This window comes from Paenibacillus plantarum (genome assembly GCF_013141695.1).
Lineage (GTDB): Bacteria > Bacillota > Bacilli > Paenibacillales > NBRC-103111 > Paenibacillus_E > Paenibacillus_E plantarum.
On sequence record NZ_WHNY01000009.1, the window covers coordinates 134157 to 149906 of the forward strand.

Consider the following 15750-nt stretch of genomic DNA (forward strand, 5'->3'; position numbering starts at 1 on the left):
TGCTTAGGTATCGTTTTTCAGTAGGGATAGAGGTGAAAGAACAAACATGGACAAACCCAAAACTATTGGCATTGTTGGGGGAGTTGGCCCACATGCGGGAGTGGACCTTGCTAGAAAGGTACTTGAGCAAACAAGGGCAACTAAAGACCAAGATCACCTTCCGTTAGTATTGTTCTCCATGCCTGGGAGAGTAACGGACCGAACTGACTTTTTAATAAATGGGAACGGTAAAAATCCTGCATACTCATTGTACGAGATTATCCGCCAAATGGAGTCAGTTGGTGTAGAGATTGCAGGTATAGCATGTAACACAGCACATGCTCCAATAATTTACGATAAGTTGATGAACATGCTAGAACGGGCTGGTAGTAGGGTTAAGTTACTTCATCTTATTAAGGAAGTAGCAACTTTTATTCGTTCATATTATCCACGTATTCAAAAAATAGGGGTGTTGTCTACATCTGCAACTGTCCAGTCAGGGATATACACGACGGCTTTAATGGAAGTTGGAGTAACCCCTCTAGTTCCTACACCAAATACTAGATGGATGATAGACAATTCTATCTACAGTTTAGACAATGGAATTAAAGTTCAGCCATGGAGCCCTTCTGATGATGCGATTCAAGCTCTGCGAATAGGAATAGACGAATTAGTGATGCAACAGGCTGAAGGTATTGTCCTGGGGTGCACGGAGTTACCTTTAGCTATATCAAATTTGCAAATAAGAAGTATACCTGTAATTGATTCATCGCTAGTACTAGCAAGGGCTCTTATTATTGAAGCTGAACCAGATAAGCTCATTGAATATAAACTTCTTACAGCAATTAATCATAGTTTATAAATAATAGTCCCTAACTTAAGTAAGTTTTATACTCTAGAATCTAAATTTCCATTACTCGCTATGAAGATAGGATAGGACTGTATTTCATTCAGCTTATTTTTGGGTAAGTCTAGAACTGGATTATTACATCTTGGATCAACTAAGATTGACCCAAGTACGATTTAATAAAGTTACGGCATGGATATTAAATCTGCTTTAAGGGGAATCCGCAAATGAACTCTTTTGAATTGCATAATCCAACTAAAATCTTATTTGGAGCAGGAAAAGTTAAGCAACTTGCAGAGTTAATTGAACCTTATGGAAATCGGATTTTATTCGTATATGGCGAGGGAAGTATTAAAAGGACAGGACTTTACGATGAAGTGTTAGTGCAACTAAATGGTATCGAAGCTTCAGTATACGAGTTGTCTGGTGTTGAACCAAATCCCAAGCTATCAAAGGTTAACGAAGGCATTGAGATTTGTAAGCAGGAAAAAATCGATTTTATACTAGCGGTAGGAGGTGGAAGCGTTATTGACACAGGAAAGGCAATCGCAGCGGGTGCTCTTTACAATGGAAACGTATGGGATTTTATAGAATATAGGGCAGTTATTCGGGATGCATTACCAGTTGGAGCTGTTTTAACTTTAGCTGCTACTGGTTCGGAAATGAACAGTGGTGCAGTTATTACGGATTGGGATAGAAAGTTGAAGAGATCTATGGTTAGCAAGTGGTTATTTCCAAAGTTCTCTATTCTTGACCCAAAGCTCACCTTAACAGTATCACCTGAACAAACTGTGAATGGGATTATAGATATGATGTCCCACGTATTCGAACAATACTTCAGTAAAACTACCGATACCCCATTACAGGAACGATTTGCAGAATCGCTCCTTCTTACTATTATTGAAAACGGAGAAAAGGTAATTACAGACAGTAAAAATTATGAAGCGCGTGCAAATTTACTTCTTGCTGGGACTTATGCACTAAACGGCACATTATCAACTGGAGTTGTAAGCGATTGGTCATCTCATAGCATTGAACATGAATTAAGTGCATACTACGATATCGCGCACGGAAAAGGTCTCGCGGTTATTTTTCCAAACTGGATGAAGTATGTTTATCTTGAACGGGTGGACCGTTTTGTTCAATATGCGACTAGAGTATGGAATATTGATCCGGTAGGGAAAAGTGACGAACAAATCGCCTTGGAAGGGATTGAGGCGACGAGAACATACTTTAAGAGAATCGGAGCACCTACAACACTTAGAGAATTAGGTGTCGGAAATGAGAAGTTTGATTTGATGACTGAAGCAGCAGTCAAATTTGGCCCTATCGGAACATTTAAGAAACTCAATAAGGCGGATATCAGAAGTATATTAGAAAGTTCTTTGTAGTACTGAATCTTCTGGAGAATAATATGGTTGAAGTATATGCAGTGAAATTAAATAGTTTTTGGTGCAAAGAACAATTTAATCATTTACTTACTTTGGTATCAAGTGAAAAGGGATCCCGAATCAAAAGATATTATCGACTAGAGGATGCACAAAGAGTATTGGCTGGTGATATCTTAATTAGATATTTATTAAGCCAGAAATTAAATCTATCGAATAAAGATATAAGATTCGGGGTAAATCCCTATGGGAAACCATTTTTGTTACTAGACAATGAGATGCATTTTAATATATCCCACTCAGGTAATTGGGTTGTTTGTTGTATTGACAATCAACCCTTAGGAATTGATGTGGAACAAATACAGCCGATCGATTTAAAATTAGCGGATCGTTTTTTTGCTTTTGAGGAGATTGTCAGTCTAAACCATAAGAAAGAAAGCGAGAAAATCAATCATTTTTATAACATATGGACTTTAAAGGAAAGTTATATCAAAGCTGTTGGCAAAGGACTTTCCATTCCGTTAAATTCCTTCAGCATTAAATTTAACAAAAAGGGATATATAACTGTTACGTCAAAAGTAGATCCTGATGATTACTATTTTAAGCAATATGAATTAGATCGAAATTATAAACTCGCGGTATGTGCAAAATGCAATGAATTTCAAGACGAGATTCAATTGATTGAGATGCAAAACTTGTATGAGCACTTTATCAAAAAGTGAGAGAAATGGATCAAAGTTTTTTAGTGATATTAAATAGGGGAGTCTTAGTGATGAATTATACAATCGGATTAAGTACTTCGAATAATCTATATACCTTTGATTATACAAACTGTTTTGAAAAACCTTTAGGTTTGATACTTAGCAATGAAGAAGAAATGTTTCAAAGCTACTTCTTAACATATTTGAAGATGTTTCAAAGTTATCGTTTTTCATCATTGGATTCCCATTCTATATTTTATACTGTGGACTTTAATGATGCTTTGTCTTACATCATAAAAGAAAAACTTGGTTTTGAAGTTGTAATTCAGGATGAGGAAGTAGAAGATGTCCATCGAGTTATCAAACAACTCTTAAGTGAAGGGCATCCTGTGATGGTGCCTGGGAATCTACATGAACTTAATTATTCAGAACACTACCAAACAAATGATTGGAAACACTTGTTCCTTATTAATGGATATAACGAAGTAAAACAGGCTTACTCTGTTATCGATAGTAATCATAAAAAAAATATAACAACACTTAGGTATGAGGAATTTACATTTAGTTTCCCTCTTATAGAACAATTGTACTTGTCTGCAAAAGAGAAATTGAATGTTTCTTCGATTTGGAGTATTTACAGATTAGAAGATAAAGATTACCCGAAAGATCGTGATTTACTACTTGATATCCTTGAGTGGTTTATTGACCGTAGATATAAAGGTACCTACAAGGAATTAGAGTACATTGAGCGGATAAATAAACAAATCATTGATGGAATAATAGAAGAAGAACTAGATATAACCAAACAGATAGATTTTATTTTTCTTAGGGCAGTAAAGTATAAAGACACTTTTTACACCGAGTTTCTGAAATTATTGGATAATAATTTAGTCGATACGGAATCTGTTCAAAAACTACATCAATTAAAGAAGGATTTGATAAATAAATGGACAGATATAGCGAATAAAGCCTTGATTCGGCATTATCTCAAAGAAACTGTCACATTAGATGTTGAAATTCAACAAGTACTAAAGCAAGAAGCAGAGATCTTACGAATCATATGTTTAATTAGGGATGAGGTTCAAACAATAAAGTAATGAAGAAAGGGGGGACTAATATGAAATTACTACGAAGTGTAGTATTGCTATTCGTTATATCTTTAATACTAGTATCTAACCAAGTATCAGCAGAAACAATTTCTTTAGCGGACAACTCATCTAAAATCACTGATAAAGAATTTTTAAAGATCGATAAAGTGATTGAGAAGTATATGGAAAAAGGTAAGATCCCAGGACTATCTGTCGTTGTCGTACAAGGTGACCGAGAAATATTTACTGAAAGTTATGGTTATGCAGACGTCAATTCAAAGAGATCTGTCACTTTAGATACATTATTTGAACTAGGGTCTAATTCGAAGGCATTTACTGGGATGGCCATATTAAAACTGGCGGAAGAAGGAAGTATTGATTTAAACGCACCCGTGCAAAAGTACCTGCCATGGCTTGAGATGAAATATTCTGGTGAATATGGTAGCCAATATGTTGATGATTATGTTGACGTTACCATTAGTCAATTTCTTTATCATACAAGTGGAATTCCTTTTAAAACAATAGGTCAGATCCCTGAATCAAGTCGTGAGGATGCTCTTGAACAAACCGTGAAAACATTAATCAACCAAGAGCTTGATTTTTATCCAGGAACTAAATTTCAATATGCAACGTTAAATTATGATGTTCTGGGACAAGTAATAAGTGAAGTAACTAAGATGTCTTATGAAGAATATATCATGAAACAGATCATAGAACCTCTAGGCTTACACCATACTCAAGTAGATCCTCGAAATCAAGAGGAATTGGATAATCTGGCTACAGGATATAAGTACAATTATTTCCAAGCAAGAGAGTATGATGCTCCGGAATATCGAGGAAACTTACCTGCTGGGTATATTTTGACAAATGCAATAGATTTAGCAAAGTGGATGAAACTTCAACTTGGAATTAAATCTGAAAATGTCAGCGAATCTTATAAAAAACTGTTTGAACTGTCTCATTTACCTGATCGAAGTGTGGCTCCGATGCCTGATGGCTCCTCGTATGCAGCAGGTTGGACTATTGTACAAAGTGGAGATGGCGAATGGAGACATAGCGGAGAGAATCCTAATTTTTCTTCATATATAACATTGAGACCTGGTGAACAATTGGGAGTTGGAGTGCTCGCTAATATTAGTTCCTCATTTACGTATGCGATTGGTCAAGATGTAATGAACATATTGGCAGGAAGGAAACAAATAAAAAACGTTTCAGACTCTGCTCAGTACTACGACAAAGTTGCAGTTTTAGCATTAATAGTTTCTATAACTATGATTCTATCTATAGTATCTTTGCTAGTTGTTTGTGCTCACCAAATCGTTAAGAAACAGAGGCGGCGAGTTAAAACTATTAAGCGGATCTGTTTTGAATCGTTCTATATATTAATATTTTTATCAGGTTTGGGTTATTGTCTTTATGAACTCCCCAACCTTATGTTTTTTGATCTACCATGGAGCTTTGTGAAAGTATGGGCCCCTAGCAGTATAATGCCTGCTGTTATTGCAGTGTTTATAGCCATTTTCGGATTTTGTCTACTGTTCATGATGACTGGCATATATCCAAAGGAAAATGAAAAATCACTTTTTTTAGTCTCTGTATTAAGTATAGTGAGTGGCCTTGGCAACGCTCTACTAATTATTATTATTAATGAGACATTCGCTAGAGATATTGAAAAGTTTCAATACGCATTAATGTTGTTTTTCTTAATGGGGCTTATCCTTTATGTAGTTGGACAACGATTAGTACGTGTACGGTTGCTGAAAATTACGAATCAGATTGTTTATGAAAAACGAATAACACTAATTAAAGAAATTCAAGAAGCTCCGTACGAAAAAATCCAACGCCTAGAAGATGGAAAGATTCATGCAGGACTAAATAATGATACAGAAACTATGAGTGTTGTTGCGAATTTAATAGTGACCGCTTTCACTAGTGTTGTCACTTTAATAGTTTGCTTTATCTACATCGGTCTTATTAATTTCTACGGTTTCTTATTGTCATTTGGAATTATAGTTTTAGCTGCACTATGTTATTTTATGGTTGGAAAATATGCCAATCACATCTATGAACACACGCGTGATATTCAGAATGCTTTTTTTCGATACATTAATGATCTGATCGGTGGATTTAAGGTGCTAAAGATCAATCAAAAGAAGCAAGATGAGTTTGGATCGGATATGGTTAAAAAGTGTGAAGAATATCGTGATCAGAAGGTAAAAGCGGCATTGGCTTTTGCGAACGTATTTGTTGCAGGGGAACTACTCTTTACAGTCGTAATTGGAATCGTTGTTTTTGTTTTCCCAGTAGTATTTAAAGACATGGAGTCGCTACAACTTCGTAATTATATCTTTATCTTTCTATATATGACGGGTCCAGTGAATAGTGTTTTGAGTATCATACCTGAGCTCATCCGTACTAATGTAAGTTATAAACGGATTAATTCTTTAATTCAGGAGCTTAGTAATCACGAGAAAACGTCAGCTGAGGTTGTAAAGTCTGAGTCATCGATTCATTTAAAATTAGAGAACGTATCATATTCATACGCTAACGAATCCGGAAATCAATTTAAAGTTGGACCTATAAAATGTGAATTCAGATCGGGTGAAGTTACCTTTATTACAGGGGGAAATGGAAGCGGAAAAACAACCTTGGGTCATATCCTTACTGGCCTGTATCACCCAATTAGCGGTAATGTTTATCTAAATGATATAAAGATTACTCCTGAACAACTAAGTCAAAATTATTCAGCTGTATTTAATGATTATTACTTATTTACTAAATTATACGGAATCCAGTATGAAGAAAAAGCGAATGAGATTGAGAAGTATTTAAAGATCCTTCGTATCGAAGATAAGGTTTCTATTAATGATGGATTCTTCTCAACAACGCAGCTTTCGACAGGTCAAAGGAAGAGATTGGCACTGTTGCTTACTTACCTCGAGGATAGGGATATATATTTCTTTGATGAGTGGGCTGCGGATCAAGAACCCGTTTTCCGTGAGTTTTTCTATAACGACTTGTTACAGGATCTCAGAGAGAAAGGAAAATGTATCATCGTTATCACCCATGATGATCGTTATTTCGATAAAGCTGATAAAATAATGGAAATGGAGTTAGGGCAGATTAAACGAGCTTCTTGATAATAGGTTTAATGACTAAAAAGCACTTTTGTTCAAGGGAGCGTATTGTTTTGAAAAGAAAAAGATTATTCTGTATTCCATATGCTGGTGGGCTTGCAGGTTATTATTTAAGATTTAATCGCTTATTAGATTCATCCTGGGTCGTTTGCCCAATTGAACTTGCTGGTAGAGGATCAAGAACGAATGATGCCTTTTATTCCAGTATGGATGATGCTGTTGAAGATGTATACCGTCAAATAACTGACCAAATTAATGATGAACCTTATTTTATTTTTGGTCATAGTATGGGTGCGCTCATCGCTTATGAAGTTTGTCTGAAATTAGTAAAGAGTACAAAGAAAATGCCAGTACATGTTTTCTTTTCCGCGAAAAACCCGCCTTACATCAGTGAAACTACGCAGTATAGCAAAATGTCGAATCAAGAATTACTGAATGAGTTGAAAAAATGGGGAGGGACTCCTTCCCATTTTTTTGACGATCCAAAATTGTTTGAACACTTTTTGCCGATAATCAGAAGTGATTTAACAATGATCGACAAGGGTCAATTAAAGGATGAAATTATTTATATAGATATTACTGTGATGTGGGGAAAGGAGGACAAAGATAGGAGGATGATGCAAGGTTGGGAGAACATGACTTTTAAAACATGTCGGTTTGTAGAATTTGAAGGCGGTCACTTTTATATCAATGATAAATTAAAAGAAGTTTCTGAAATTATTAACGATACGGCTGAGTTAATTAATCGAAACTCCGATACTTGGGAGGTCCAATATCATGAATAATACTTTGGATCGAAATAATGTGGAGGATATAGTAGGACTTAGTCCCATGCAACTCGGTATCCTATATCATTATCTTAGCCAACCTGAGAGTCATTGTTATGTGGCGCAGCTATCCTTAAGTATGGACGGAGATTTAGACATTCCTATTTTTCAGCAAGCCTGCAACATCGTAACGAAAAATAACGAAATGCTAAGAACCATCTATCGATGGGAGGGGCTTACCAACCCAGTACAAATTGTCCTAAAAGATTACCAAATTCCAATTGTGAGATACGATTACAAAGACCAATCAGATGTTGAGGAGTCATTAGATAAGATAAAAAAACGAATTTGGTCTGAAAAGATTGATATTAGTAAACATCCGGTTGTGATTGTACTATACGTAGTTAATCAAAAACGAGTCGAATTGATCATCCAATGGCATCATATATTATACGATGGTTGGAGCAATGGACTCCTTATCAGAGAGCTGTTTACTACGTATGAAGATCTTAAGAGAGGCAATGTTATTCAGATACAAAGAAAACGTAAGTATAGAGATTTCGTTAAGTGGTGCAAAGCACAAGATGAAGAACAGCAAACCACGTTTTGGAAGAATTACTTAAAAGGATTTATAGCTAAAGCCCCTTTGCCGACAAGTCCTGTGTTTGTACAGGATCAAACAAGGGAGTTTTCTTCATATGATTTCGAATTACCCACAGATTTACTTACCAAATTAGATACTTTTTTTAAAGAACAAGACTCTACTATGGCAGAGTTAGTGTATACGGTATGGGCGATACTTCTATGTAAGCTTACTGGAGCTAGCGATGTCGTATTTGGAATAACTGTATCAGGACGAAATGCGGAATTAGGACATATTGATAATATGATTGGTTTGTTTATTAATACACTCCCATTAAGAGTTAAGTTAAATGAGGGTTCACGAGTTAATGAGATAATCACGCATATTGCAGAATTGAAAAGAAACTGGATGAAGTGGGAGAATACAAGTTTGTCAAAAATCAGGGCATGTTGTGAACTAAATCCCAATGAAACTTTATTTGATTCCGTTGTAGTTGTAGAGAATTATCCGTTAAATATGAACCCTTGGCTGCGTAATAAAGAGGCTGAATTATCAATCCAGTCATATGAAATGAAAGAAATAACAGAATTTCCTCTCTTATTAGGCGTATTCTTGCCACATACAAACCGATTAACTATACAGTATGATTCGGCAAAATATACCGAAGAAACAATCAGACTTGTATCGGATTATGTGATTCAAATTCTTAGAAAAATAACAAGTAAACCTAATACATTACTTTCAGAGATTGAACTGTTATTAGATGAAGAAAAAGAAGAAATGCTGAAGGAAGCACAAGAACTTATTGGATTTATCGACTTTGATTTTAGTTTTTAGTATAACCTGCTTTAATATCGAAAAAGGTGATGGTCATATGTCCCAACATACACAAGGTTCTTTGGAGATCCTAGGTGCCAAATTGTACTGGGATCAAAAGTTAGCAGGGCTGACGTTGTCAAAGCTTTTTCCGTTCCAGGAAAGAGATTTACCAGAAAAAAATAGTGTTTTTACGTATTATGAACTATTAGTTAATGATGATCTTGTAACAAGATTACAGAACGTTGCTAATAACAACGAAATAGCTCTAAATTCTCTGCTTTTAACTGCTTTGAAGATTTTGATATATAAATGTACTGGTCAACAGGATATTGTGGTCACTTCTCCAGTATATGGTACTTCTAAGCTGAATAGGATTATTCCACTTAGGGATACCATTCGTCCGGACATGACATTAAAAGCAGCTTTATTTGCTATAAGACAAACTCTATCGGATGGGTATAAATATCAATATTATCCTTGGCATCGTAGCAGTATTAGCCTGAAGCAGGATCAAACTATATCTGAAGTTATGCTCGTTATGGGAGGTATTCATGATCTTGAACTTCTCAAGGATATTGAATCCTTACAAAATTCTTTGACAATAGTATGTAAAAAACACGGGAATGGGCTGAAGCTTCAGTTGATTTATAACAGAGGGCTTGGCAATATAGCTAACGCGTTTCTTCAAGCATATGTGAGACTACTTCAATATATGGTCTTTAATTTTGAGAACACTATATCTGAGTGTTGCTTGTTTGAAAGGAACTATTGTAATCATCAGTTTAAAAAACTTCCATTTAGTACACGTAAATTAGATAAAGCAATCCATCAAAGATTTGAAGAACAAGTATCAAGAACATCTGCGAATATCGCTGCTAGGATGGGCGAGCATTGCATAACATATAACGAACTAAACTTGCAGGCCAACCATTTTGCAAGGGTGCTTCGATCTCATGGCATAACCAGAGAACAACCTGTGGCGATTGTGATGAGTCTTTCAATTAATCTATTGATAGCAATATTCAGTGTATTGAAGTCTGGTGGATACTATACAATAATAGATCCTTCACTTCCACCTGATCATATAGAGAACCTCTTAAAAGAGGGTCAATGTTTTGTTGTTACCAATGATTTAATTGAATTTCCTTCTAATAAAACTGTAATTAATATTAATAAAGCGATGGATCCATTATTAGTTGTTGAAAATCTAGCGTGCACTAACATCTGCGATGACCTGGCATGCATTTTATACGTTCAAGATTCATCACAAAAATTATATCGTGTCATGATAGAACATGGCAGTGCGATCGATCTCTTGGACTTCAATGAACAGTATCTTGGGTGGAATGAACAGGATCAAGTTGCAATGTTAGCTAAGCATACGAGCATTGAGTTTTTCAGACAAATGTTATTATGTCTCTTGACTGGGGCCACATTAAATCTAACTGCACCAATTGAGCAAAACTATGAATGGTCACTTGAGAGCTTTATTAGCGAAAAACATATCACCACGTTGATGATTCCTTCGATATACTTGAATCTATTAAATCCAAACCGAAACCATTCGTTAAAGAAGCTGATTGTCATTGGAGATATTCGTGATAAGAACTTGATCGAACAATGGCACGGAAAAACGGAAATATTATATACCTACGGGCCTTCAGAAGTAATAGGATATGTTGCCACCTGCAATTCCGGAGATTGTTATGACTATGGTTCATGGGTTATTGGTTACCCAGCATTCCCTTATCAACTATATATTATTGATCCAGATGGTCAATTACAGGCAAATGGATTACCGGGTAAGCTTGTTATTATGGGAAACAGTCTATCAAGAAACGATAGTAATCAAATAGATGTAAAGACCATGATGTCTAGTCGATGCTGGTCAGATGGACATACTATACATACAGAAACGATTGCAAGACAACGTCATAATGGTGCTTTCGAGATTATTGGCGGATTCGTACAGCAAATGGAAATCTTATCTCACTGGATTGAGTTATTCCATCAATCTGACGAGAATATTAATCAAATTGATTTACACAAAGAGATCAAAGAAAAAATCTCTGCTGCGTGGAAAAAAATAACTAATATTGACGTCATTACAACAAATAGGTCTTTTCTAGAACTGGGCGGGAATTCTATTCAGATACTAAAATTAGTTGCTGAACTTCATCGCTTATATCCAGGAAAAATCAGCGCACCGGATATTTTAGCTTATCCTACAATCGATAAACTGGCCCATAGAATCGCAGAATTAGATCTGAATCAAGGTACGATTGAAAGTAATATAAATAACGACAATGTACACAATATTGCTTTGCTTATGCCGAAATCTTTTTTTAAATTTAATCATGGTGATAGGAATAATAACGCTACACTATCCTATACGTTTACGCCAGTAGTTTCAAAAAGATTAGCTGAAATATCCAAAACAAGCATTACTCAAGAGTGGGTCATTATAGCAGCAGCATACATACACTCACTATCACTTGTCAGCGGTGAGAATGTGGTAAATGTACAGACGATAGACAACAAGAATAATTTCTACTCTGTAAAAGTGAATCTCAAAGAAATTACTGATTTCAATACGTTGTCGTCCCATGTAGATCGCCACCTTAAAAGTTCAAAAAAACCTAATATATATGCTTTGAATAAAATGCGACTACCAAAGGAATCGACCCTAATCCTTCCAATGGTTTATGACGCATCTTCCCATCAGTTTGATCATGAATGGTTAAAAACATTTGATATGATCCTTGGAATTCGTAAAGAGGATAGGACCATAAACATCACACTACGATACAATAGGTTTCGCTTGAACTCCGAAAGTATAGGTGAATGGCTACGTAAGTTTATTCATTATGTGGGGGCACTTGTAGAGAATTTAACATAATTAGAAGGAAGGGTGGAACTAAGGAAATGAATCAATTAGCGTTACTTTTCCCTGGGCAAGGTTCCCAGTATTCCGGTATGGGTAAACGAGTATATGATCTTTTCCCTAAGGCTAAACAAACCTTTGAAGAAGCGAGTGATATTCTTGGAAGAGATATGATAAAGCTCTGTTTAGAAGGAAGCAGCCAAGAATTATCGCAGACGGAAAACACACAAGTTGCTTTATATACTACTTGCATGGCTATGTTCTATGCTTATGAACAAGAGATTGGCATTGTACCAAGTTACGTTGCAGGACACAGTTTAGGGGAATATGCAGCTCTTACTTCAGCTGGGGTAATTGAGTTTCGGGATGGGTTAAATCTTGTTTCTGCTAGAGCTAAATTTATGCAAGAAGCAATTAAGCAAAACAAAGGAGTTATGTGCGTCATACTTGGGATTTCATCAAACATTGTAAAACAAGTATGTGAGAGGTATGTAAATCAGGTCGTCATATCAAATTATAATTCACCTGAACAAGTAGTGCTGTCAGGCAATAAGGAAGTTGTTCAAGTAGTTAGTACAGAGCTTGAGCAAATGGGTGCAAGGGTATTCCCACTTGAAATAAAAGCTCCATTTCATAGCTTTCTCATGCAGGAGGCGGCTGTTCAGTTTAAAAATGAACTAAATAAATATACTTTTAACGAAACGAGATGGCCAGTTATCTCAAATATTACTGGTCTACCCTATGATACTAAGGATTTACAAGAACTTTTGGCGGAACAAATCCTTAAGCCGGTCCAATGGGAAAAAACAATGGATTTTCTCCTTAACATGTCTGTCGAGAGAATAGTAGAGATAGGCCCTCGAATGATTCTTAAGAATCTGGCTAAGGAGAACTGTCCAAGGATGGCAACTTATTCTTATGACAATGAAAACGACGTCAATATCTTAATGCAATCAGTAAACCAAACGTTCGATCATTCGAACGCTTTTTTGTTTATAGAGAAATGTGTAGCCGCTGTTGTTTGTACAAGAAATCGAAACTGGAATGATACCGAGTACCAAGCGGGTGTCGCCAAGCCATACAAAGAAGTCAAAGAGATGTACTATTTACTAAAGGATAATGGTGCCCAGGCTACGATGGAGCAAGTAGAAAAGGCGAAAATTATGCTTATTAACGCTCTAAATACTAAAATGGTGCCTGAAGAAGAACAAAAATCTATATATCAAGAAATTTCAGGAGCAACGGGCATTGAGTGTGCTGATCTTAACCTCGCCGTACATAGATAAAATTAGTATGAAAACGGGTTTGCCGCAGGGAGGGAATCTCTTGCTCAATCTAGATCAATTGGGTCGCTTTGAATGGAATCACAAGGATAACGTATATATTGAAGAAACTAACGACAATGATATTGCAATTATCGGTGTTTCGGCTAAATTGCCAATGGCCGACAATGTTGAGGAGTTCTGGGATCTTCTAAGTAACGGCAAAGACTTGATTAGAGATCTTCCATATTCACGGCGTAAAGATATAGAAGCTTATCAAACAATCAAGAGTGATCATGTAGAAGAAAATTATCCCATTGCAGCCTATCTCGATAGCATTGACACATTCGATTATAGTTTTTTTCGAATGTCGCCAAGACAAGCTGCCTTAATGGATCCTCATCACCGTATCTTTCTCGAAATGACATGGAAAGCGATCGAAGATGCCGGTTATGGTGGGAATAAACTAGTTGGAAAAAATGTCGGTGTCTTTGCTGGGTTTAATCCGAGGCTAGAATATAAAAAAATAATAGAAGAGGTAGATCCTGCCTCACTTTCGGATTCTTTAATTGGAAACTTACCATCCGTATTAGCTAGCTTAATCTCACATTATATGGATTTTAAAGGTCCGAATATGGTTATTAACACTGCATGTTCTTCTTCACTCGTTGCCGTCCATGTTGCTTTGCAATCATTAAGAAATAAGGAATGTACAGTAGCCTTAGTTGGAGGCATCCGCCTAAGCATACTTCCCCATGAAGATATTCGAAGCTCAGATATCGGAATTGTATCTTCTAATGGAAGGGCAATGGTATTTGATGATGATTCTGATGGTTCAGGTGGGGGAGAAGGCTGCGTCGTTATGCTTTTAAAACCATTAAGTACTGCGATAGAAGATAAAGATAATATATATGCTGTAATTAAAGGTAGTGCCATCAATAATGATGGTACTTCGGCAAGCATCTCCACTCCAAATGCGAAAGCACAAGAGGAAGTTATAGACAAGGCATGGTCAGATGCGGGAGTTGATCCCGAAACAATAGACTATATCGAAGCGCACGGTACAGGGACAAAACTAGGTGACCCTATTGAGGTAAAGGGAATAAAAGATGCGTTTAGTCGATATACCCGAAAAAAGCAATTTTGTGCAGTAGGATCTGTTAAAACAAATATGGGGCATTTGGACACAGCCGCGGGTATTGCGGGGTTGTTAAAAGCCGTATTATCACTTAAGCATCAGCAGATACCAGCCAGCTTGTACTTTAAAACACCAAATCGCAATATTGATTTCGAAGATTCTCCACTTTATGTGAATCGCGCTCTGATCCCTTGGGAATCTATTGGACCTAGAAGGTGTGGCATTACTTCTTTAGGACTGAGTGGTACTAATGCTCATGTTATTCTTGAAGAGGCGCCTAGCTTCTGGAATGATCAGGAAACACAGTACTCATCCTTACGTGTGCTAGCCATATCCAGTTTAACTGAAAAATCATTAAAAATATTAGTTTCTAAGTATAGAAGTTTCCTTGAACGAAATGAGCTAGTTAATATTGACGATCTTTGTTTTACAACAAATACGGGCAGAGGCCACTATTCTCATCGATTAGCATTAATTTTTGAAGATATTACCGATCTTGAGAAAAAGTTAAAGCAACTCGAAAGTATTGAATGGTATCAAATTAAAGACGAGGAAATTCATTATAAGACCATTAATGACCAGGCATTAGAATATCAAAAGGATCGCAGTGAGTGGACAGATCAGAGAGTCATGGAGTTAATAAAAATTGGATTCCATAGGGAGACTCTAATAGAAATTTGTAGGATGTATACTGAAGGTTGCGATTTAAACTGGGATTTATTGTATAAAGGCCAAAGACGCCGCAGAATAAGCTTACCTACCTACTCTTTCGAAGCCCAAAGATGCTGGATACAAAATGATGATCTTAATGGAGTAACCCTTGAAACAAAAGAACGTGTTTCTGCAAAGAAGCAACATAAAATTCCGATTCTAAAAAAGATGCAACATGTCACAGTCCTCGGAAAAATCGAAGAATTGTATTCGGAACAGGAACTGGTTATCGCTAATGTTTGGGGTAAATTATTAGGGTATGATTCGATCAATATTTATGATGACTACTATCGATTAGGCGGAGACTCTATACAAGCGTTACGTATAGTGAATATGCTTAATGAGATGTTGGATACAAATTTAGAAGTATCAGACTTGTTAAAAAATCCAACAGTAGATAAATTAGCACAAAGCTTAGCCGAAAAATCGAAGAAACTGTTTAAACC

10 protein-coding genes are annotated in these 15750 nt (G+C 36.2%); all 10 read left to right on the forward strand.

Annotated elements, in window-relative coordinates:
* The first annotated feature begins 46 nt into the window (after positions 1-46).
* Entirely contained in the window at positions 47-841 is a 795-nt protein-coding gene (locus GC096_RS04280) for an aspartate/glutamate racemase family protein (RefSeq protein ID WP_171629061.1), read from the forward strand.
* Positions 842-1053: 212 nt separating this feature from the next.
* Positions 1054-2217, forward strand: coding sequence for an iron-containing alcohol dehydrogenase (locus GC096_RS04285; protein WP_171629062.1), 1164 nt, complete (start codon positions 1054-1056; stop codon positions 2215-2217).
* Positions 2218-2240: 23 nt separating this feature from the next.
* Positions 2241-2936 (forward strand): 4'-phosphopantetheinyl transferase family protein, encoded by a 696-nt coding sequence (locus GC096_RS04290; RefSeq protein ID WP_171629063.1) that lies wholly within the window; start codon positions 2241-2243, stop codon positions 2934-2936.
* Between the two features lie 50 nt (positions 2937-2986).
* Complete coding sequence (locus tag GC096_RS04295; protein WP_171629064.1) at positions 2987-4012, forward strand: BtrH N-terminal domain-containing protein; 1026 nt, start codon at positions 2987-2989, stop codon at positions 4010-4012.
* Positions 4013-4032: 20 nt separating this feature from the next.
* On the forward strand, positions 4033-7143 hold the full coding sequence (locus GC096_RS04300; RefSeq protein WP_171629065.1) for a cyclic peptide export ABC transporter: 3111 nt from the start codon (positions 4033-4035) through the stop codon (positions 7141-7143).
* A gap of 50 nt (positions 7144-7193) precedes the next feature.
* Entirely contained in the window at positions 7194-7925 is a 732-nt protein-coding gene (locus tag GC096_RS04305) for a thioesterase II family protein (protein ID WP_171629066.1), read from the forward strand.
* Positions 7918-9327 (forward strand): condensation domain-containing protein, encoded by a 1410-nt coding sequence (locus GC096_RS04310; protein WP_171629067.1) that lies wholly within the window; start codon positions 7918-7920, stop codon positions 9325-9327. Before GC096_RS04305 ends, GC096_RS04310 begins: the two co-directional genes overlap by 8 nt.
* 37 nt (positions 9328-9364) lie before the next feature.
* Positions 9365-12208 carry an AMP-binding protein gene (locus tag GC096_RS04315; RefSeq protein WP_171629068.1) on the forward strand — a complete coding sequence of 948 codons (2844 nt, stop codon included), beginning with the start codon at positions 9365-9367 and terminating at the stop codon, positions 12206-12208.
* A 26-nt stretch (positions 12209-12234) separates the two neighbouring features.
* Positions 12235-13479, forward strand: a complete 1245-nt coding sequence (gene fabD / locus GC096_RS04320) for an ACP S-malonyltransferase (RefSeq protein WP_171629069.1) — start codon at positions 12235-12237, stop codon at positions 13477-13479.
* Positions 13448-15750, forward strand: a 2303-nt coding sequence (locus GC096_RS04325; protein ID WP_312886184.1) for a beta-ketoacyl synthase N-terminal-like domain-containing protein, incomplete at its 3' end; no start/stop codon positions are given. The genes fabD and GC096_RS04325, both read left to right, overlap by 32 nt.

Excerpts from the sequence above, each read along its gene's own strand:
- GC096_RS04295 (WP_171629064.1), top strand. The coding sequence starts at position 2,987 with ATGAATTATACAATCGGATTAAGTACTTCGAATAATCTATATACCTTT.
- GC096_RS04290 (WP_171629063.1), top strand. The coding sequence starts at position 2,241 with ATGGTTGAAGTATATGCAGTGAAATTAAATAGTTTTTGGTGCAAAGAA.
- GC096_RS04285 (WP_171629062.1), top strand. The coding sequence starts at position 1,054 with ATGAACTCTTTTGAATTGCATAATCCAACTAAAATCTTATTTGGAGCA.
- GC096_RS04280 (WP_171629061.1), top strand. The coding sequence starts at position 47 with ATGGACAAACCCAAAACTATTGGCATTGTTGGGGGAGTTGGCCCACAT.
- GC096_RS04315 (WP_171629068.1), top strand. The coding sequence starts at position 9,365 with ATGTCCCAACATACACAAGGTTCTTTGGAGATCCTAGGTGCCAAATTG.
- GC096_RS04310 (WP_171629067.1), top strand. The coding sequence starts at position 7,918 with ATGAATAATACTTTGGATCGAAATAATGTGGAGGATATAGTAGGACTT.
- GC096_RS04300 (WP_171629065.1), top strand. The coding sequence starts at position 4,033 with ATGAAATTACTACGAAGTGTAGTATTGCTATTCGTTATATCTTTAATA.
- fabD (WP_171629069.1), top strand. The coding sequence starts at position 12,235 with ATGAATCAATTAGCGTTACTTTTCCCTGGGCAAGGTTCCCAGTATTCC.